12 protein-coding genes are annotated in these 20,520 nt (G+C 55.8%); 8 read left to right on the top strand and 4 right to left on the bottom strand.

The window, feature by feature from the left end:
• Positions 1 to 7 precede the first annotated feature (7 nt).
• The 3 genes from Pla100_RS06715 to Pla100_RS06700 all read left to right on the top strand — a co-directional run bounded on the left by Pla100_RS06715 (position 8) and on the right by Pla100_RS06700 (position 8,399).
• Positions 8 to 5,197, top strand: coding sequence for a hypothetical protein (locus Pla100_RS06715; RefSeq protein WP_146576911.1), 5,190 nt, complete (start codon positions 8 to 10; stop codon positions 5,195 to 5,197).
• A 312-nt stretch (positions 5,198 to 5,509) separates the two neighbouring features.
• Complete coding sequence (locus Pla100_RS06705) at positions 5,510 to 7,165, top strand: glycoside hydrolase family 5 protein (protein WP_146576910.1); 1,656 nt, start codon at positions 5,510 to 5,512, stop codon at positions 7,163 to 7,165.
• A gap of 61 nt (positions 7,166 to 7,226) precedes the next feature.
• Positions 7,227 to 8,399, top strand: a complete 1,173-nt coding sequence (locus Pla100_RS06700) for a sialidase family protein (protein WP_146576909.1) — start codon at positions 7,227 to 7,229, stop codon at positions 8,397 to 8,399.
• On the opposite strand, the gene Pla100_RS06695 is transcribed toward Pla100_RS06700, so the two are convergent.
• Complete coding sequence (locus Pla100_RS06695) at positions 8,396 to 8,809, bottom strand: hypothetical protein (RefSeq protein WP_146576908.1); 414 nt, start codon at positions 8,807 to 8,809, stop codon at positions 8,396 to 8,398. The genes Pla100_RS06700 and Pla100_RS06695 overlap by 4 nt on opposite strands.
• Before the next feature lie 205 nt (positions 8,810 to 9,014).
• On the opposite strand from Pla100_RS06695, the gene Pla100_RS06690 reads away from it, so the two are divergent.
• Together Pla100_RS06690 and Pla100_RS06685 are read left to right on the top strand one after the other, a co-directional pair.
• Entirely contained in the window at positions 9,015 to 11,660 is a 2,646-nt protein-coding gene (locus Pla100_RS06690; RefSeq protein WP_231602785.1) for a ComEC/Rec2 family competence protein, read from the top strand.
• 91 nt (positions 11,661 to 11,751) lie between these two features.
• On the top strand, positions 11,752 to 12,933 hold the full coding sequence (locus Pla100_RS06685) for an aminotransferase class V-fold PLP-dependent enzyme (RefSeq protein WP_231602784.1): 1,182 nt from the start codon (positions 11,752 to 11,754) through the stop codon (positions 12,931 to 12,933).
• A gap of 375 nt (positions 12,934 to 13,308) precedes the next feature.
• Here the strand turns inward: Pla100_RS06685 and Pla100_RS06680 are convergent, their stop codons facing one another.
• Positions 13,309 to 15,399, bottom strand: coding sequence for a S9 family peptidase (locus Pla100_RS06680; protein ID WP_146576907.1), 2,091 nt, complete (start codon positions 15,397 to 15,399; stop codon positions 13,309 to 13,311).
• 55 nt (positions 15,400 to 15,454) lie between these two features.
• Positions 15,455 to 17,344: a hypothetical protein gene (locus tag Pla100_RS06675; RefSeq protein WP_146576906.1), complete on the bottom strand. Its 1,890-nt coding sequence runs from the start codon at positions 17,342 to 17,344 to the stop codon at positions 15,455 to 15,457.
• Between the two features lie 968 nt (positions 17,345 to 18,312).
• On the opposite strand from Pla100_RS06675, the gene Pla100_RS06665 reads away from it, so the two are divergent.
• From Pla100_RS06665 to Pla100_RS06655, 3 genes are read left to right on the top strand one after another with little or no spacing between them, the layout of a single operon-like run.
• Positions 18,313 to 18,546 (top strand): type II toxin-antitoxin system Phd/YefM family antitoxin, encoded by a 234-nt coding sequence (locus tag Pla100_RS06665; RefSeq protein WP_146576904.1) that lies wholly within the window; start codon positions 18,313 to 18,315, stop codon positions 18,544 to 18,546.
• A gap of 5 nt (positions 18,547 to 18,551) precedes the next feature.
• Complete coding sequence (locus tag Pla100_RS06660) at positions 18,552 to 18,929, top strand: type II toxin-antitoxin system VapC family toxin (protein ID WP_197167745.1); 378 nt, start codon at positions 18,552 to 18,554, stop codon at positions 18,927 to 18,929.
• A complete protein-coding gene (locus Pla100_RS06655; protein ID WP_146576902.1) occupies positions 18,926 to 19,210 on the top strand; it encodes a hypothetical protein in 285 nt (94 codons plus the stop codon). Before Pla100_RS06660 ends, Pla100_RS06655 begins: the two co-directional genes overlap by 4 nt.
• 99 nt (positions 19,211 to 19,309) lie before the next feature.
• On the opposite strand, the gene Pla100_RS06650 is transcribed toward Pla100_RS06655, so the two are convergent.
• Complete coding sequence (locus Pla100_RS06650; protein ID WP_146576901.1) at positions 19,310 to 20,470, bottom strand: hypothetical protein; 1,161 nt, start codon at positions 20,468 to 20,470, stop codon at positions 19,310 to 19,312.
• Positions 20,471 to 20,520: the final 50 nt, after the last annotated feature.

The following is a 20,520-nucleotide window of genomic DNA, read 5'->3' as shown; positions in this document are numbered from 1 at the left end:
ACGACGCATGAAAATCAATTCCATATTATGGAGAGTCGTGACTCTCTTGTTTGCCTCGACGGGTATGTCTTACGCGGACGAGCTAGCGTTTTGCGGCGTACTGGGAAACTCCGGCGAACACGGAAAGTCACTCGTTTCGTTCAGGGGACCGCCGTCCGCAGGAATGGGGCCGGTCTTGGATGACGACATGACGCTTTGGGAGCGTGGCGGAGCCATGCAGCTAAACCGATACAAACTCGATGGACGATTGGTCGCTAGCTATCCGCTTCCTGAATCCAGCGACCGCAATGATCAGATGACGCGTGTCGGCAACACGCTGTTGATGAACATCCGAAAGACGCTTTACTCCTTAGCGATCGATGCACCAGCTGGCTCTCATCCCGAACGTCGGATCAGTGACGTCGAAGTAATGTCTTCGAGCTCGTTCGGTGGGCGTGTCGTTTTGTACGAAAAGAATCGCGACCAATTGGTTTGGTACGACGCGACGTCAGGCGAGCGAACCAATATCGCCCAACCCGGTTTCCATGTGGTCGCCTTGGAAGTCGATGACACCGGAACGGTGTTCGCATTCGGAGGCGGGGAAGTCCACGCTTGGAGGGACGCTCAACCGGTGATCGGGTTCCCGAAAGACTTCCATGGCGAGCGTCCGCAAAAGATCGGCCGATACTGGTACACGCATGGTTGGCACGGCACGATCCACCGGATGAATGATCGATTCGAACCGTCACCCGGCGTGGTCATGGGAGGCGCCTCCGGATCGTTCATCGGTTACCTACCGCAAAGTGTTGACATCACCAATGGTCGCGGTTTGGTTCATGTGCGAGATGATCTATTTGCCGTTTCAGGTCTCGACGGAGTCGTGCAGATACTTCGTTGGAACGATCAACAGCAACGATTCGAATCGGCACGCCGGTTGGGTGCCCTAGCCAACTTAACCGGTGTCGCCATCGACTCGTCAGGAAACATCTGGACGCCGCGAGGTAGCTGGCGATGGAACGATTCGTGCGAAGCACCACACACGTTGGGCGATAAACAACCCGACGTTCATGCTCAGCCTGTCATTCTGAACGGTCAAAGCCTGTGTCTGCTCAAGAAACACTATCAGTACGTTCAACTCGCCCACGGCGCGTGCGTGGACGCCAATGGATGGTCGCATCTGGAAACCGATGGCATCCAAGGGTTCGAGCTCGCCGAATCCGTGACCGGTGCCGCAGCGATCTCGAAGGACAACGGTTTGTCTCTCGTCGTGGTCCAACGCAATGGAAACGCACTTGAAATCGGAATCACGGAGGACGGCCGACTGCGTTCGACCCCGAAAAACGTCGCGATCGAAGACCTCAACAATTGCACCAGTCTCGCTTGGTTGGATAGTCGTTTGTATGCGGCCGATGACGGTGAGGTCGTCGCGTACGAGCGGGCTGATGAATCCAGTTGGAAAGTCGTTTCCCGGGTGGCGAAGTACGACGGCGAGACTTACATCCATAGCGACGGTGCGCGGCTCGTGGTCAGCGATTCGGCAGGCGGCGCCGTTCGTGTTTTTGATTCGTCTTTGTCCGAAGTGGCAAAATTCGTTGACCTGGAAACACCCACACACGTGGCAATCTCCGGAGATCGGCTAGTGGTGTACGAAGCCGGTCGCCAACGGTTGCTGAAATTGGAGCTCGCTCAACGAACGGACGATGCTTTGATGCCCTCGGTGAAGCAGTTCACGTCATTGGAGAGTCAACACCAACATCATCTCGAAACTGATTTTCAAGACTTCGGTCGGCCAGGAGGCATTCCGCTTGCTGTCGCGGTGACACCATCAGCGGACGGATTGGAGGTATCGATCCGAACTCGATCCCAACCGAACTCAAAGGTTCAACTGGGTACTGCCAATGACGATCAAGCGTTCTTGCTCACCGGAGCGAAGACAAACAGCAACGACGGGCAATTCGACTTTCACTTGCCGGCGGGCGACTGGTCCCGCTTTCGTCTCGCCGTCGCCGTGACGTTTCCTGAACAACAAGAACGGTTCGGTTTTCTCGATCACCGTGCGATTCATGCACCGTTCTCCAACGATCCCGCCGATTGGGCTCCCTTCGATTGGCAGAGCTATCGCGAGCAGGTCGACGCAACCCGACAGCAAATCCGCATTACCTTCGATCAACCGACCGAGGGAAAGACCACCTTGGTGATAGAAAACGAAGCCGGCGAGCGAGTCCGAAATTTGGTCTCGGGGCGCTCCTTCACCGCAGGCAAACACACGGTGATTTGGGACGGACTCGATGAACGCCAGCGTCTGGTCGCGCCGGGCCGATATCACTGGCGGGGAATCACGCATCCGGGAATCGAACCGGTTTATAAGATGTGTTTCGCCAATGGTGACGAGTCAACCGTCGCGGCATGGGGGCCCAACCACAGCACGTTGCATCATGTCGCCGCTAATGATCATTTGGTGTTCTTCGCCGCGCCGGTCACCGAAGGCGGATGGGCATTGCTTGCCCTCGACACCGAAGGCCGTTTCGTCCAAGGTTACGATCACCTTCATGGGTATGGAATCCAGCACAACGCGATCGCGGTCGATGACCAGTATCTGTACTGTGCCCAAGACGGTTTCACTTGGGGCGGCACGAAAGACGTGGACTTGGGTAGCGATACGTGGACGGCGACGTGGAAGCTAACCATCGTTCGCTACGACATTGAATCTGGAAAGCTGGTCGAGTTTCCTGGGAAGCGGAGAGCAGTGGAAGTCGACGAAATGCTAGTCGGTCCCGGCTCAAATCATACCGACTTAGACGAATTCAACCTCGCGGGATTGGCGATCCGAGACGGCAAGCTCTATCTCGGTTCACGCGATGAACAAGCCGTGATCGTGCTCGACGCCGAAACCGGCGAGCGTTTGGATTCGATCGCGATGCCCGGTGTTCGGCATCTCGCATCCGGTAACGAAGTCTACGCGGCAACGGATCGATCTGTGGTTCGATTGCGAGATCAACGTCAAGTCATCGACGCGGCCGCGATGGATCTCGCGGGCATCACCATCGCACCCAATGGAGACATCCTGATCAGCGATACGAATTCGCATCAAATCCATCGATACACGACCGACGGCAAACGTGTCGATACGATCGGGACACCCGGTGGTCCTTACAAAGGAGCGTATGATCCGACCCGCATGGTCAATCCGGCTGGTTTAGTCTTTGGTCCCGGTGGCAAACTATGGGTCACGGAAAAACGCTGGAATCCGAAACGCGTCTTGGCTTGGGACATCGATCAAAAGAAAGTCGTCTTCGAGAAGTTCGGCATGCCGCACTATGGCGGCGACGGTTCAGGTTTTGATCCTGAGAATCCTCGACGCTGGATAGGCCTGGGTTGCTTTTGGGATGTCGATATCGAACGAGGCACGGCGCGTCCGACTCATATCCTGTCGAAAGAAGAAGGCCATTTCGGCAAGTATCATCCTCACAGTTATCTGTTCTTCCGTGAAGCCGGCCGCACGTTCCTGTGCGCCCGCGGGAAGATAGCACTCATCTCCGAGGTGCTCCCGAACGGGACGCTGCACGACCTCGCTGCGATCGCGGGGACACATCACTTTGCATACGGTTGCCAATGGGAACCACCGAAGGAGTACATCGACGCCTTCTACGCGAAATGGCCGGACAAACGTGCCCGCGAAAAACCCGGACGCAAGGGCGAAGGCAAACCCTGGTCGCAACGTGGGATGGGTGTGGTATGGGTGGACCGCAACGGCGATGGCAAAACACAGCAAGAAGAGTTTGACTTCTGTGGAGATGATTTGGAATTCGCCGGTGGTGCGTGGGGTCACCTGCAAACTTCACTGACGCTCACCCTCCCCGTCGTCGAAAAGGATCAAGTCAAGATTGTGTCGCTCCGACCTAACGGATTGCTCGCCAATGGTGTTCCCGACTATCCGACCTTGAACGAAGCGATCACACAAGCCCAACCGATTGACATGACGCCAGGATACAAACGCAGCGGCGTGGCAACCGTGGTCGATCGTTTCGGTCGGCTCATCTTCAATTCTGATCCGGAGATCAATGCGTATCCGACCGAAAACCTCTCAACGGACATTCCAACCCGACAATCATTCAGCTCGCTTTGGACCTACCCCAACCAATGGAGCGATGTTCACGGTTCACACAATGCACCGCTTCCCGAACCCGGCGTGATGCAAGGCACCTTGGGGATACTCGGTCGAGCTTCGCTGGACGAACAAAGCGACGTGATCTTCTTCAACGGCAATCACGGTCGCTGTTTTTTGATGTCAACCGATGGATTGTATCTTGATGAAACGTTTGTCGACGTGCGTGTGAGTTACCAAAGGAATGAGTACCGATTGGGCGGCGAAATCTTTGGGGGTAGTTTTGGACGTTCGGCGACGGACGGAACTTATTATGTGCAAATCGGTCATGGGCCCTATCGGATCTATGAACTCAGCGGATTGAACCAAGCCCGCCGGATCTCGGGAACGATCGACGTTCGAAAAGAGCAGATCTTGATGGCCCAACAACAAAATTTGCGACGGGTTGAGGAGCAGCAACCGGCGAAAAAAGTGAACATCCCCGGTACGGTGCGTTGGGACAAAAGCGGCAAGTTCCCCGTCGAAATCGAGCTCAACTCCGATGCCACTCATCTGCATTTGCGATATCGCGTTCAAGACCGCTCGCCGTGGATCAACAACGGCCGCGACTGGACCAAGCTATTCGCAACCGGTGATTCGGTCGATCTGCAGATTGGCACCAACCCGCAAGCATCACCCAAACGCATCGGCCCCGTCGAAGGCGACAAACGACTTCTTCTGGCCCCGTTCGAAGGGCGAGTGATCGCGGTGTTGTATGAACATCGTAAACCCGGTGGCAAAAACCCGATCGAATTCACATCGCCTTGGCGTGGCGAAACCGTCGACCATGTCCAACAACTCTCCGGCGTAACCATCACGATCGACACCCACTCTGCAGGATACGAAGTCAACGCGTCCGTTCCGCTGAGTGATCTGGGGCTGAATGTGAGCAACGATTCCACCTACCGGGCCGACTTCGGTGTCACCTACGGGGATGCCGAGGGAACGGACACCAACCTGCGATCGTATTGGTCCAATCAAAGCACCGGGTTGGTCGATGACATCCCCGGCGAGATCATGCTCTCTCCCAATCTCTGGGGCGACCTGCGATTTGCGGTGCCATCGGTTAAGTAAGAAATCCGTTCGTACGTCTGTTTCCGAACTATCATCTTGCGATACTAGGAACTGTTCGGAAATAACTTCGGCATTTACATCGAGCAAGAGAATCGGAACCCGCCACGTCACTGCGTGTTGATTTATTCGGATACCGAATTACAGCAATTAGCCGATGGGCGTTAGCCCCGGTTGGCGTCCCGTTAACCGCCGCTAACGCGGTACGGCTTATTAAATCAACATGCCGTGACGCGTTGGATTGGGAATCAGGAAACTGTTTCCGAACGTTTACTAGCCTGATGGCATCCCTTCCCTCACTTAAGTTCTTGATCGATGAATCATCACGTAGGTTTCTACTCGTTTGTCATGGCCGTCGTGATGCTGGTGTGCCGGAGTCCTGTCGCAGCGCAGGCTCAGTCAACCGACGATGTCGTTATCAAACCCAACGGTTCATTCGAAGTGGACCAGGACGGCGATCAATGGCCCGACGGCTGGGCGAACGTCAACCCAGGTGGCTCGTGGGTCAACGAAAACGATAACCACTTTCTAAGATTGACCAGCACGACACCCGGTAAGACCGTCATGCTCTATCAAGAGATAGCAATTCCTGACGGAGTCGAAGCGATCGAGTTGTCGTGGAAACAACGGATCACTGGACTGAAGGTCGGCAAGAATTCCTGGTTCGACGCCCGGATTCTGATGGAGTTCCTTGATCAGAACCGCGACAAAGTCACACCCAACCCTCCCGCCCCGGCCAGTCGCAAAGACACCGACGGTTGGGTCTCGAAACAAGTTCGCTTCCTGGTACCCGACGCAGCGACGACACTCAAGTTCATGCCTTGCTTGTTCGAGGTGAACGCCGGGACGTTTGATCTCGATGACCTCGTGCTCCGACCGACCGACCCGCAACCCTTGCTCGCGGCGGCAAAAAAACGCGATGCCGAAATCAAAGCACGCTTCGTTCCTGTCGAGCAACCGGACCGTTCCCGATGGCCCAAGGAACTGCATGTCGTTGGTAATCGGTTGCATGACACAGACGACCAAGAAGTTTGGTTGCAGGGCGTCAACGCCGGTGGATTGGAAACACTGCCTCACGATCGGCAGGTCATCAAGTCGGTCGTGGTGGCGATCGACGATTGGAACGCCAATTGTGTGCGAGTCCCGATCAAAGACGCGTTCTGGTACGGTGAGAGCCCGTATCAGAAAGACGAGGGCCAAGAATACCGCGAAATCATCGACCAGATCATCACGCTAGCGGCCAATCGCGGCGCGTATGTGGCGATCGATCTGCACCGGTTCCGTGCACCGAAGGCCGAACACGCCGAGTTCTGGAAAGACTTCGCGACGCAGTACCGCGATCATCCCGCAGTGCTGTTCGATATATTCAACGAACCGCACGGTCTATCATGGGAACAGTGGCGAAACGGCGGTTGGATCGACGAAGCCGAAGGCACCGACGAGTCCGCGTTCCTTAACGATCAAGAGAAGCAAAACAATCGCGGCTTCGATTCGATCGGCATGCAAGGATTGGTCGATGCCGTCCGTTCGACTGGGGCACGTAACATCGTCATCGCAGGTGGAGTGTTCTGGTGCAATGATCTGTCAGGCATCGCTGAGGGGTATGCACTGGACGATCCCAAGGGCAACGGCATCATGTATTCCTGGCACACGTACAATTGGCACACAGACTGGGAAAAGAAGGTTCTCGCAACCGCCGCCAAACATCCGATCTTTGTCGGCGAATGCGGTGCCGACATCAACAAGATGAATTTCATTCCCCTCGCCGATCAGGAAGATCCTTACACCTGGGTACCGGACATGCTCGGTTTCATTCAAAAGCACCGCCTCAATTGGACCGGTTGGTGCCTGCATCCCAAGGCGTCACCCGTCATGATTTCCGATTGGAGCTACACACCCACGCCGTTTTGGGGTGCGTATGCGAAACGAGCACTCTCCGGCGAGATGTTTCCGTTAAACAAGACGCGGTAGCAATACGTTAAACTTGTCGTTCTTCATTGATTCCCAAGCCTCCCCCACAAGCAATGTCATCATGAAACTCACTAGCTCCCCGGTGATCATCGCCATATTCATTGTCAGTTTGAGTCTTGCTGTTTCGAACGTCGGCCACGTCGTCGCAGCCGACGGACCCGATATACCGACGGTCGATCTGTCGGACCAACACTCTCGCCACGTCGTGGTGGCAGCGGGGACGGAGGCGATCTATCAAGGCCATCCCACCACGCTGAAACTACCCGGCACCGACACGATCTTCTGCGTTTGGTGCGTTCGTCATGGCGGTTCGGCCGGTCCGATGGCTCGCAGCGATGATGGTGGAAAAACCTGGGATCGACTCGATGATCAGTTGCCGCCTGGATACTCAACACACCAAAATTGCCCCAGCATCTATCGGATGGTCGACACGAAAGGCAAGGCTCGGTTGTGGGTCTTTTCCGCTGCTTTAGGGACTCGTGGCGGCCCCGGCATGCCGAGCATCATGAGTGAGGATAACGGTAAGACTTGGACAGAAATGCCGCCGCTCGGGTTTCCTTGTGTGATGACGTTCAGCAGCATCGTGCGACTTAACGACGGACGCTACCTCGGCTTGTACCACAAAGGCCCCGAAGGCAAAGACAGAGCTCCGCTTGGAGTATTGCAAACGATCACCGAAGACGGCGGCTTTACGTGGTCCGAGCCGAAAGTCGTTGCGGCCGTGGAGGGAAAGAACCCTTGCGAACCGTTTGTCTTCCGGTCACCCGATGGGAACGAGCTGTGCTGTTTGATGCGTGAGAACACTCACCAAGGTCGTTCGTTGATGATGTTCTCTCGCGACGAAGGGGCTTCTTGGAGCGAACCGATCGATACGCCCTGGGGACTCAGTGGCGATCGACACATGGGTGTTCAAACGGCCGACGGCCGACTGGTAATCGCCTTTCGCGACATGGCACCGGAGAGTCCGACGCGTGGTCACTTCGTCGCCTGGGTCGGTTCCTATGACGATATCCAACAAGGTCGCCCCGGCCAGTACCGCATCAAACTCCTGCACAGTCATGCGCAGCGGGTTTCCGATTGCGGTTACCCCGGCGTGGAACAACTCGATGATGGAACAATTGTCGCAACAACCTACATCAAGTATCAACCTGGCCCTGAACAACACTCGGTCGTCAGTGTTCGATTTCGTCTCGATGAAACGGATCCGTTGGCCAAGCCGCTCGGAGATCGTTAGACTTCGGCGAAGTCGTCGGCTTCTTCGTCGCTGTATGCGTCGGCGGTTTCTTCCTCATCCTCGGTCAAACCTAACGAAGCGTATTGTTCGTCGGTTAGTTGGACATAGCCGAGCGATCGAATGACCTCGAGCACTTCGCTGCAGGTCGGGAACATGCGCCCGGAGCTTTGTTTGTAGTCGTCCATGGCCTTCATGAACTCGACTTCCTTTTCGCTGTAGTCACGTTCGCAAGTCGTCGGGTCGATGTGACGGCGACGTTGAGTCTTGCGACGAGGTTCGGTCGATGCTTTTTCGGAACTCGCGTCTTTGCCGCCTCCACGGCGATCGTCTCGGCGTCGATCCATCGTGACCACGTTTTTATCCGTTGATTTGGTTTTGCGGGTCGTCGATTTGTCGGTGGCGGCGGGCATTCGAGGTCCTCGTGCGAAGGAAGGGGCTGAACGGGAGAGAATCCTGAGTCGTTAATATGTAGCACGAGGCAAACACCTAAGACGGACAACCGCTAGACTTTATCACCAGTCGCTCCGGTTTCGCAGCGAAACCCTGCCGCCTGTAATGATTGTCCTGATTAATGTGTGACATCTTGCCAGATTTTCGGTGGATTCATTGGAAGTTTTGAAGCGAACGAACGAGCGACCTACCCCCTCTCGGATCGGGGCGGCACTGGCGACACTCCGGCAATCCGTCACACGCCTAGCGGTGACACAACCGATGACGGCCCTTGCGTCTGCTGCCCTGGCGGGAGTCGCCATCGACCACGCATTCCCGATGAGATTGGCCGTATGGTTGTCATTGATGGCGGCCTCGACTTTGGCTTGGTGGACGATTCGTCGCCGTTTGACCGCTGATCAGACGGCACGCAAATATCGTGGATGGGACGTTGTCTGCTTGTGCATCACGGTCGCTTGCGTGTTGGCGATTCGGCATCACTCCGTGATCGCACGCTATCACGACGCTAGCGTCTTGGACGTCCTCACCGAAACGGCCGAGCCGACGATCGCGATCGGCGTGGTTGATGAAGCGGTTCGTGTGCGACGCGACCCGATCGATGAAGTCGCCCCATGGATCGACGCGGCGGATCTTTCGGGTCAGCCGGACGCCTCGAGTCGCTATCAATCGTTGATCACGTTGCAACTCCAAACGCTCCGACGCGGGATCCAGGATATTTCGTTTTCGGGACGGGTGCTGGTGCGCGTCAACGGAGACCTCTCCGAGCTCCGACCGGGGGATCGCGTTCGTGTCTTGGGTCATATCGCAACCTTGCCCGCTCCGTCGAATCCTGGGCAAAGCGATCCTCGCATTTGGGCGATGCGGAACGAGATCCATGCGACATTGAAAGCGGACCGTGTCCGAGACATCGAACGATTGGAAGGTCAATCAAGGTCATCGAATTCTTATCGATGGGTCCAACGACGTGTCACCGATATCGCCACATCGGCGCGCCAAACGATCCTGCAAACGGTTTCGCCGGAACAACAAGGAATCGCATTGGCGTTGATCCTCGGTCAGCGTGACCTGCTCGAAAACGATACTTCCGAAGCATTGATCGTGACCGGAACGGCTCACTTGCTGTCCGTCAGCGGCCTGCATTTGGGGATCTTGTTTCTGGTCGCTCGTTTGATCGCGGGGTTATTGCGAATGCCACTGGGCGGCCAATTGATTTTCTTGGCGGTCGTGACGTTGTTCTATGTCGCAATCACCGGCGGCCGGCCGCCCGTGTTGCGAGCGGCGATCTTGTTGGCGACGTTGATGTTATCGATCGCGATCGCGCGTCCTTATCACCCGCTCAATTCACTATCACTTGCGTTGATCTTCTTGCTGTGGGCGATGCCGCTGGAGATTTTCAGCATCGGGATGCAATTGTCGTTTCTAGCCGTGGCGACGCTACTGTCGTGTGGGCGTCCGAACCGGCGCAGCCCCACGGCCGCCAACGACGCCGTCGACTTAGAAGAAAATTTCGATCGGTTGGCCGATCAGTCTCGCCCGCGTTGGGTGCGCGTCGCTGGATACTTTGTTTATGCGGTGAAAACGGCGATTTGGTACAGCGGTTGTGTGACGGTCGTCACGTTGCCACTGGTTTGGCACGAGTTCCATGTCGTCTCTCCGGTCAGTGTCTTGGTTAACGTGATCTTGTCACCGATGATGATGGTGGCGTTGTCCGTCGGCGTCGCTACGGTGGTCGTCAGTTGGATTTTCGCGCCGCTGGCGATCATTCCGGGTTGGTTGTGTTCACTCATCCTGTCATGGATGACAAGCGTGATCGAATGGGCCAGCGAAGTGCCTGGCGGACACTTCTGGCTGCCTTCGCCATCGATGTTCTCGGTGGTGACGTACTTCGTCGGTCTGGTCGCGATCTTGGCGTTTCGCGCACGGCAATCACGACGCAAGCCGATCACGATTTGGTCGGTCTTATGGATCATGCTCGCTTGGAAGTTGGCAACGATTCCTGCTCCGCTTCCTCCCGCAACCTTCGAATCCACGTTCATCGATGTGGGACATGGCACCGCCACAATCTTGCGACCTGATCGAGAGACAGTGTGGTTGTACGATTGCGGTTGGCTGGGAAATTTTCGCAACCGAAGCGACATGATTGATGAGGTTTTGTGGTCGATGGGAGTCACTCGAATCGACGGCATCGTTTTGTCCCACGCCGACGCCGATCACTTCAACGCACTGCCCGGGTTGGTCAAACGTTTTGCGATCGAAAGAATCGTGACGCCCCCGGGGATGTTGAGCGGTGAAGGCAGATCGCTCGGACAAGCTCGGCGAGCAATCGAAGCGTCCGGTGTGGAGGTGACCGAACTGGACGCGACCAGCGAGATTCCACTGAATCAGTTAGGCGATTGGTGGCGTCAGGTTGAGATCTTGCATCCACCGGCGCAACGCATCGAAGGCAGCGACAATGCCAACTCAATGGTGTTGCAAATCAACCATGCTGATCGTCCGTTGTTGTTGCCCGGTGATCTGGAACCTCCCGGCACGTCGGTATTGATATCACAACCCCGACCGCGACCGGGCGGCGTGATGATGGCTCCCCATCACGGCAGCTTGCGAATGGACGCCGACGCGGTACTGCAATGGGCACGGCCGAGCGAAACCGTCGTCAGCGGCGGCAAGCGAGCGGCCAAGGTGGAAGTCACCGAGATGTTGTCGGCCACCGGTGGCGGGGTTCACGTGACCTCAAACGTCGGTTGCGTGCGGGTGCGGATCGACGGGGGCGGAACGGTGCAGATTCGTTCTTGGAAAGTTTCGCCTTGGTAGGGAAGTGTTGGTAGGGAAGTGTTGGTAGGCAAACGCTACTCGGGCAGAAGTTGCGGTGCAGCCGGAAGCCAATTTGTGATACGCTTCCTGCATGAACATTCCCCCGAATCCTTGTCCTACATCGATCGATCTTGTCTGGCCGTGGTGGCGAGATCAAATGCCCGTGTCGCGAGAATGGGCCTACTTCGATCACGCCGCCGTCGGACCGCTCAGCGGCGCGGCCGCCGATTCGTTGTCGCGGTTCAGCCAAGATGCTTCGCTGAACGGTGACGTTCATTGGATGCAATGGTCGGGCCGGGTTCAAGAATTGCGGCAGATGACATCGGAGTTACTCCACTGCGGGATCGATGAAGTCGCGCTGGTGCCCAACACGACGACCGGCATCAACTTCGTCGCCAACGGTTTCCCCTGGACCGAAGGGGACAACGTGATCGTTCCCGATGGCGAATTCCCCAGCAACTTGTTCCCCTGGTTGAATCAAAACTCTCGCGGCGTCGAAGTCCGCGTCGTGCCGCGTCGCGACGGCCGGGTGATCGTCGACGATTTGATTGAGCGGATCGACTCCCGCACGCGATTGATCGCGGTCAGTTGGGTTGGGTACGCCAGCGGATTCCGAATCGATTTGGAACGACTCGTCGAGCAGGCACATCACCGCGGCGTGCTGGTGTTCTTGGATGCGATCCAAGGGCTCGGCATTTATCCGCTCGATTTGCAGACCTGCGACGTTGATTTTCTATCCGCCGACGGACACAAGTGGTTACTCGGTCCCGAAGGTGCCGGCGTGGCGGTCATTCGCAAACGTCATCTCGAGACGCTGCGATGCGACAGTGTCGGTTGGGCCAGCGTTCAGAACTCGCATTTGTTTTCAGGAGCCACGTTCGACTTAAGAGAAACCGCACAACGGTTCGAAGGCGGGTCGGCGAACATGAGCGGTCTGATGGCGCTCGCTTCATCAATGGACATGTTTTTGTCGGTGATCCGAACACACGGCGTCTCGGCGATCGGCGATCGCGTACTCGAGCGGGCAACGCGACTGCGTGAGTTGTTGCGGCAACGCGGGGCCAACTTGTTGTTTGACAACGAGCCCTTCGACCAACACGGTTCAGGAATCGTGACGTTCGAAGTCCCTGGACAAACGCCCGCCGACTTTCGATCTCGAGCCCTTGAGAATCACATCGTGGTCAGTTGTCGTGGAGGCGGCATCCGGGCAAGCGTCCACGTTTACAACAACGACGCCGACCTCGAGCGATTGTCGGAACTGGTCGCTCGCTAACAGATCGCGACATCGATTGACGCCACGTCAACCGTGGGCCCTCCTTGACCCAGCCCACTTCGGTCACCAAGTAGGCTGGGTCGCAGCGATAGCGGAGACCCGGCAAGAGTTCAAGCAATCCAAACATTCCGATGGTCGATGCTCTTCCCGGAGCCTGCGTCTTCTTCCATAAAAAAACATCTGCGAACGGTAAGCATCGCGTGAACAATAAGTGATGGATTCTCAACGTGGCGTCGACTTTCAGTCGACGTTTCAGGGTTTGGCGACTGAAAGTCGCCACCACTTAATGTTCACGCGATGCTAAGAGTGCAGACGTGGGCAATGACCACTTTATGGGGATCAATCGTTTCACGACGGGCCAAACGAACCATGACCTCAATGGGCATCGGATGCTTCCTTCGTTCGTGGTCCCGGGGGGAGGTTCTGTAACAGATAACGCGTAATTAACATCCTCACGTGAATCAGAGTTCCGGTGCCCTCTTGCAGCCCGTGATCGCGGTTGGGATACACCATGTAGTCGAACGGCTTCCCGAGTTCGATCAGGCGATCGACTAGCCCTTCGATAATTTGAATGTGCGTATTGGTCTCTCCGGAGCCGGTCACGATTAACAACTTTCCCTTCAAACCCTCGGCATAATGGATGGGGGCGGATCGCTGGTAGCCGCCCGGATTGGTTTCACGGGTCCGCATGTAGATTTCTTGAAACCACGCGTTGTACAGATGCGGTTGCGGTTTAGGTACCACCGCGATGCCGACATGATAAACGTCGGGTTGGCGAAACATGGCATTGAGTGTGTTGGATCCGCCACCGCTCCATCCCCAAATGCCCACACGAGAAAGATCGACGAAGGGACGCATGCGTGCCAATTCTTTCAAGCCAGCGGCTTGCTCCTCGGTCGAGAGGGGACCGAGGCTGCCGAAGATCGCTCGACGCCACGCAGCGCCCTTGGGGGCCGGCGTGCCTCGGTTGTCGATCGACACCACCAAATAGCCAAGATCCGCGACGGCTCGCAAAAAGTGACTTTGCCCGGCGCCCCAACTGTTCAGCACCGTTTGTGAATGTGGTTCACCGTAAACATAGATGAAAACGGGGTACTGTTTCGTTTCGTCGAAATCCTTAGGTTTCATCATCCACGCGTCCAGGCTGATGTCGTTGCCGATATCAAGTTGCACGAACTCGGTCGGATGATGCACGACGGATCTCGCTAACTGGTGCAGTTCCTCGTTCGATCGGACCACCGCGACGGTTCGATGCCCCGCGACTTCAATGAGTTCAACGATCGGAGGTGTGTCAAAGGTCGAAACCGTGTGAAATGCCCACTTCGCATCAGGAGAAAAGTCGTAGTCGTGGGTTCCCGGCTGGTTGGGCGGTGTGATCCGTTGTGGCTTGCCTGACCCATCCAAGGAAACTCGATATAGGTATCTTTCCGTTGCGTTCTCGGGGGAAGCGTAGAAATAGTACCAACGGTTGGTTTCATCAACCGTGGCGCGATCGATTATGTCGTAATTCCCAGGAGTCAGCAGCGACAACTCCTTGCCGGCTCGCGAATAGCGATAGGCATGTCGCCAGCCGTCTTTTTCGCTAATCACAATGAACTCGTTCCCATCACGAATCCAAACCAGCCCGGAATTCTTTGCCTGGCTGGCCACCACCCAAGCGGGATCCGATTCATGAAAAATCCGTTTCATCTCGCCATCAGGCTTCGCAAGAAAAAACTCGCGGACGTCGCGAGAGCGACTCAATCGTTCGATGAGCAGCTCATCGGTGCCCCCCGCCCACTCCACCGTTCCTAAATAAAAACCTTCATCTGGAGATTCGAGGGGCAGCCACTCGCACTTGCTTGACTCGACGTTGACGATCCCAACTCGATGCGCAGCAATCTTCCCGCCAACACGTGCGAAACGTTGCTCCCGAACCGCAGGATACGAGGGATCCTCAGGGACCAGCATGGATCGCTGCTTGACGAGTGTCTGGTCGACCTCAATGACGGACACGTGTTTTCCATCGGCACACCAGCTTAAACCACGAAAAGAGATGTCGCGGTCGGGCGTGCGATGCGTCAGTTGGGCGAGCTTGTCCGTTTCCAGGCTCCGCACAAAGACATCGCGGTCTTGAAACTCAATCTTGTATTTTCCATCCGGGGAAACCAACCGGCGTGAGTTGGATGGTTGCTCCACGGTCCGTTGCGGATCGAATGGCTTGGCCGTCTCAACGTTGAAGTGGACCGTCGTCGATCTTCCATTGCTAGGATCCGTTTGCTCGACCGAGTAGCCACTGCTGTCGGGTAACCATCTTGCTTGAAAAGGATCCGGACGAAACTCATTGCGTTCGTACACCGATTTCAAGCGAGCCAGTGTCGTCCCATCAACCCACGCCTTCGGAAGCGGCTCCGCCGAAAGATCGGAGTGCGCGCAAAGAATCATCAATAGCACGAAAACCGATGAAGAAAAAAGAATTCGAATCATTCGCCAAGTACCTAGAAAGTGACACACTACCCCAAGAATCGTTCCGCCGCTGGATTCAGGTGCCACCTGCACGCGACTTCAGATCTTCTGCTTGCCGCAATATCCGTTCAACGTCCTGTTGACGCAACGCGTCGAGCAACCTGCGTTGCTGTTGACGGTCCAGTTTCGTTGTTATCTCCGATTCGTGCACACCAAGAGGAACATTCTCCAGCGACCAATCGTCGCTACGCTGCGTGGCAAAGGGGATGTCTGTCATGCGTTCGGCTTGCAGGTTTCCTAACGGACTACGTCCCCAAGCGTAACGGAAGTGGATCGGGCGAGGGACCATTGGACTGCTCAATACCAAGACCTTTTTGTTCGTTTGCGGCTGGCCTCGATCGGTCTTGCCGGTCACGAGATGTTCGGCTTTGGCGGGATGAAATCTTCGGTCTTCTCCTGCGACGGCAAAGCCAAGGATCGGACCACCATCGTCAACTGCGCTCGCCGGCTCGTCGAGTTGCAGCTCGATATGGTCTTCGGAGACACGGACGCCCGTCGCGATCGGTGGTTTCCAACGAATGGATTTTTCGAATCCGTATTGGGTCGCCAATGCCCAACGAGCGATCCGTTCTCCGGCTGGGATTTTCAACTGTGGATGATACCAACGGCGGCGAAGGTCGTATGTGCTCACAAAGCCGATGTTCTTGTCGCCATTTTGATACAGGTCCAAGAACGTTTGATACTGAGCTTCGCGGATGAAAGGACCCGGATTGGCCATCATCTCGCAATAGTTGTCCAGTGTCTGCGCTGGTCCTTCGGTGCATAGCGACAAGATGCCAAATGACATCTCGGGATCGTTGAACGCCGCCCTCCAAGATTCGATCATGTGAGGAAAGACATCCCGATACATGATCGCACCTTCGGTTCCGTTAAAGCAATTGTTGTAGCCCTGGTGAAAGATGGCGCCTTTGATTGAGAGTCCTTCCAGCGGACCGATCATGCTGGCGTAACAATTGCCAGGCCGATTCTGATCCTTCGCGGGTCCGGGACGCAGATCAGTCGGCTCGGTCTCGTTGGCTGGCATCTCTCGGCCTTCCTTTTCGAAACGCTCAATCTTTTGCCGATGGTTTGCAACGCGTTGCTCAAGGTCAGCTTTGGAATCCCAAACGGCGACCTTTTGATCCCATTCTTGCAACAGGGTTCGCACTTGCGGCGAGTCGATTGTCCTGAGTACCGAATCAGGCGTCCAGGTCTCGACCGTCGTGCCGCCGCGGGATGCATCAATCACGCCGATAGGCACTTGAGAAGCCATATGAATGCGTCGAGCAAACACGTATCCGATCGCGGACAGTTCGCGAACAATCTCGGGAGAACACTCATCCCAATCGCCTTTGCGATAGTGGCGTCCGAACCAGTCACTCCACTCGTGCAGTCTCGCGAAGCCCGGTTTTTTGTCCTGGCCGTTCATCGCCGGAACGGTCAGAATCCTGATGCCGGGGTAATGAGCCGAGATGATTTCCAGCTCACCGTTCTCGACTCGATCCAACGGAAATTCCATATTGCTCTGACCACCCAACACCCAAATGTCGCCGATCAGGACGTTGTCTAATGTCAGCGTTTTGCGGGTGCCTTTGATCGTCATCGTTTGCGGCTGACTGTTGGCGGTCATCGCAGGCAATGTGACTTTCCATCTTCGGTCATCCGCCGCCGTTGCCGTTTGTTTTTTACCCGCAAACGAGACGACGATGTCTTCACCAGGCTCACCCCATCCCCAAACAGTGATGGGTTTGTCACGTTGCAATACCATATTCGATTGGAACACATTGCTAATGCACAAGCCGCCACTGATCGCAGGGATGTCAATGACATCTTCACGTGGCATTTGTGCGTTCTGGGCAAATCCAATGACTGCGACGCATGCGATGATGAGATTGGCACAGATCACGACCGAAGTATTCTTGAGCATGGGAATCCTGTTGGTAACCTAATCGAAGAGTCGCTGGAAAGTCTCGCAGTTCCGTATAGCATCGCGTGAACTTTAACTGCGGCATTATCAAATTGGCGCAGGCTTCCGACCTGTGTTTTTGTTTCCACAGGCTGGAAGCTTATGCCACTCATTGTTCACGCGATGCTAAGCTGTTTCGGAGAATCGTAACAGTCTAGTCCCTCAACGCCTGTATTGGTTTGAAACGTGAAAGAACGGGGACTGAAAGAACAGTAAAGAGCGGGTACAGAGCACGTAAGAGTCGAATGCGTGGCATCCCCAAGAAATGGGGACAGAGCAATCTCTAGAGGTTGACACTCTGCCGCGATAAGAAAATATGGAATCAGTCGGTGATGCCGAGTCTCAATCCTCACCTCACGTACTGGGTTGCTGTGATGGTTCGTTTGGCACGACGGGAAACGATCGATCCCAACGAAGTGGTGATTGCCCATGTTTGCAACCGCACTGTTCGCAAATGTTTTCTCATGGGAGGAGACTCAGACTCTGGAAAGAATTTCGACCATCGGAAGGTCTGGAAAGGCTCACGCCGCTGGAAAGGCTCACGCCGGGGTCAGTCTGGGTTTTCGGTTTTGACCATGTTGGAATCTGACGGACTTACATGGGATTTCGCTTGGAGCTTGCTACTCTGCTTGCCAACTTCGCGTTGAGTGCCCGGTGCGCTTTGCCATCTGATCAAAACGAAAACGCGTCGTCTGGGTGACGCCCCAGATTCGAGATTCAACACTGGCGATGATCAGATGGAGAATTATGGACGGCAGAAACCACGACCGCATCCGTATCGCGGGTGCTCGTGTTCGGTGAAGCGGCGGGTGCTATGGTTCGTCAGGAAAACGAGCAGACAGACACCTGAGTAAAGTTTTGAAAGTCGATCTTCTTGATTGGGGTAGTTGTCGGTTACAATGGAGGCACGATGAACAATGGAAAATCCGATGGCCGACAGAATCTCAATCGACGAAGCCCAAGGGCATTTGAAGGACCTGATCGCGGGTCTGGCTCCCGGTGCGGAGTTGGTGATTACGGATGACGACAAACCGGTCGCCAAATTGGTTTCCGAGCAAAGGAAGCTAGCCGAGTTTCGTAAACCAGGACTTGGCAAAGGCATGATCTCGATCGTCCGTGACGATGACGCGCACCTGGACGACTTCGCCGACTACATGCAGTGAGAGTCTTGCTCGACACTCACACGCTGTACTGGTTCATCGAAGGCGATGCCAAGCTGAGCACCCCAGCAGCCGCTGTGATCGGTGAGCCAACCAACACAATTCTTTTCAGCCCAGCTTCGTACTGGGAAATGGCAATCAAGATTAGTCTTGGCAAGTGGCAATTGAATCAGCCGTATTCTGACTTCATCGACATCGCACTGGTGAATTATGGCTTCGAGATTCTGAACATCAGCCCCGGTCATACGGCAGAGTTGCTGAACCTGCCCTTTTACCATCGCGATCCATTCGATCGCCTCCTCATTGCCCAAGCGATCGCCGAAGGCGTCGAAGTTGTTTCGGCGGATACGCAGTTCGATGCGTACCCCGTCAATCGAACGTGGTGAAACGTCAGCCAGAGTCGCCGCAGGTAGCTTGGTGCAGTCTTGGTCCACCTTTGGACCAACCGATCCGCGAAGCGATCGTGCTGCTTGTCCATCAGGAGGGCCGGAGGGTGCCATCCACGTTTCTTCGCGTTCGGTGCACGGCCTGGTTTCGACCTTCTTTCGTGCTCGTGCTCAGCATCGCGGTGCTCGTGCTCGCTCGAAAGACGATGGAAATCGAGCCAATCGCTGTCGAACGCTGGTTCAGTCATCGCGGCAATTCGGTTGGCATGGAATTGCAATGATTACGATTTTCACGTTTGATATGACGATGAGGGCAGCGGCAAGCCTAACCGACCGGTTCAGTTGTCAGTTTGAACGGACGACGATTGGAAGCACGCCGACTACGCGAAGCAGGCCGCACCGCTACCCTGGCCGCGGTAGTGGTGGCGGCCCGTTTGCTCGGCGTGCTGTTTCATGGACTCGGGACGACCCACACACGCGCTCTTGCCAAAGTAACGTTGCCAGTTCCAAACCAAATCTCGCCACATCGACACATCAATACCCAGTGCCGCTAAACACTTCGCCAACCGTGGAGGCACCTCCGCTTTGACGCCTTGGACACTCTGCTTGGCCGTCCAACAAAGCAGTTCCCAGTAGTCCTTCCAAGACAGACTCAAGAACCCACGATCACTACTGCGAACGCCACCGGAGTGAACCTCGGCTTCGCCGGACAGGATATCCGGCTTCATTGTCAAAGGGCTCAACCAAGCGTCACGCAGGATCCGACGGCCGGTTGGGTTCTTTCGCTTCGCTTTGCGTTCTTTCCGCAGGTCATCGACCGGTGTCTCGCGGATCTTGCGGCCGGCTTCCTCCGTCGGAATCGGCTTCAGGTCAAACGCGGCGGAGTCGACTTGTTCTCCCTTTTGTGCCTCAGCACGATCATAAGCACTCGTAAACCGACACCCTTCGGGGCCTCCCGCGATTGCCGCCCGGACCGGGTTCAAATCCACGTACATGCTGCAGGCAAGCAACCCGGCGTCATCGATAATTCTTTGAGCCTTGAACCTACCTTCCCAGAATCGACCGGTGCACTGATCTTGAAAATTGGCCATCCGTGCGATCGGTTCCGAAAGCGCCCTCATGAACCAAGACACATCGCAGAGTCGCCGCCGCACCTCCGCCAAGCGTTTCTTATCCCGGACAAGTGTTTTGACATCATTCTCGGTCGGTTCAGCCAAATGTTCTTCCATCCGTCGACCGGGAAAGACTCTCAGCCAGCGAATCGCGACCTCTTCGTCGGACCACTGCGCACAGACATCGGGCCGATTTCGCAGGATCTGGTGGATATGATTGCTCATAATCGCATAGGAAAGCACATCGATCGCGAACACCGAGGCAAGAGCCTCCATTCTCCTGCGAATCCATTCTTTCCGGAACGAATAATCGACCCCCGAGACCGGATCGACCCCAGCCAGCCATGCTCTCCGAACACAGCGTTGTATGCAGTGCACATAACAAATCTCTTCTGGCGAGAACTGTTCGGAGCGTTGTGGACGAGGCATGGCAATCTCCCGGTTTGAGTAATTTCCCGAATTCTACGGACCACCTCGCC

Origin of the sequence: Neorhodopirellula pilleata (assembly GCF_007859915.1) — a bacterium.
Lineage (GTDB): Bacteria > Planctomycetota > Planctomycetia > Pirellulales > Pirellulaceae > Rhodopirellula > Rhodopirellula pilleata.
The sequence above is the reverse complement of the archived record's forward strand: the minus strand, read 5'-3'. Positions and strand labels throughout refer to the sequence as shown.

Excerpts from the sequence above, each read along its gene's own strand:
- Pla100_RS06650 (WP_146576901.1), bottom strand. The coding sequence starts at position 20,470 with ATGCCTCGTCCACAACGCTCCGAACAGTTCTCGCCAGAAGAGATTTGT.
- Pla100_RS06680 (WP_146576907.1), bottom strand. The coding sequence starts at position 15,399 with ATGATTCGAATTCTTTTTTCTTCATCGGTTTTCGTGCTATTGATGATT.
- Pla100_RS06665 (WP_146576904.1), top strand. The coding sequence starts at position 18,313 with ATGGCCGACAGAATCTCAATCGACGAAGCCCAAGGGCATTTGAAGGAC.
- Pla100_RS06695 (WP_146576908.1), bottom strand. The coding sequence starts at position 8,809 with ATGCCCGCCGCCACCGACAAATCGACGACCCGCAAAACCAAATCAACG.
- Pla100_RS06705 (WP_146576910.1), top strand. The coding sequence starts at position 5,510 with ATGAATCATCACGTAGGTTTCTACTCGTTTGTCATGGCCGTCGTGATG.
- Pla100_RS06685 (WP_231602784.1), top strand. The coding sequence starts at position 11,752 with ATGAACATTCCCCCGAATCCTTGTCCTACATCGATCGATCTTGTCTGG.
- Pla100_RS06715 (WP_146576911.1), top strand. The coding sequence starts at position 8 with ATGAAAATCAATTCCATATTATGGAGAGTCGTGACTCTCTTGTTTGCC.
- Pla100_RS06700 (WP_146576909.1), top strand. The coding sequence starts at position 7,227 with ATGAAACTCACTAGCTCCCCGGTGATCATCGCCATATTCATTGTCAGT.
- Pla100_RS06675 (WP_146576906.1), bottom strand. The coding sequence starts at position 17,344 with ATGCTCAAGAATACTTCGGTCGTGATCTGTGCCAATCTCATCATCGCA.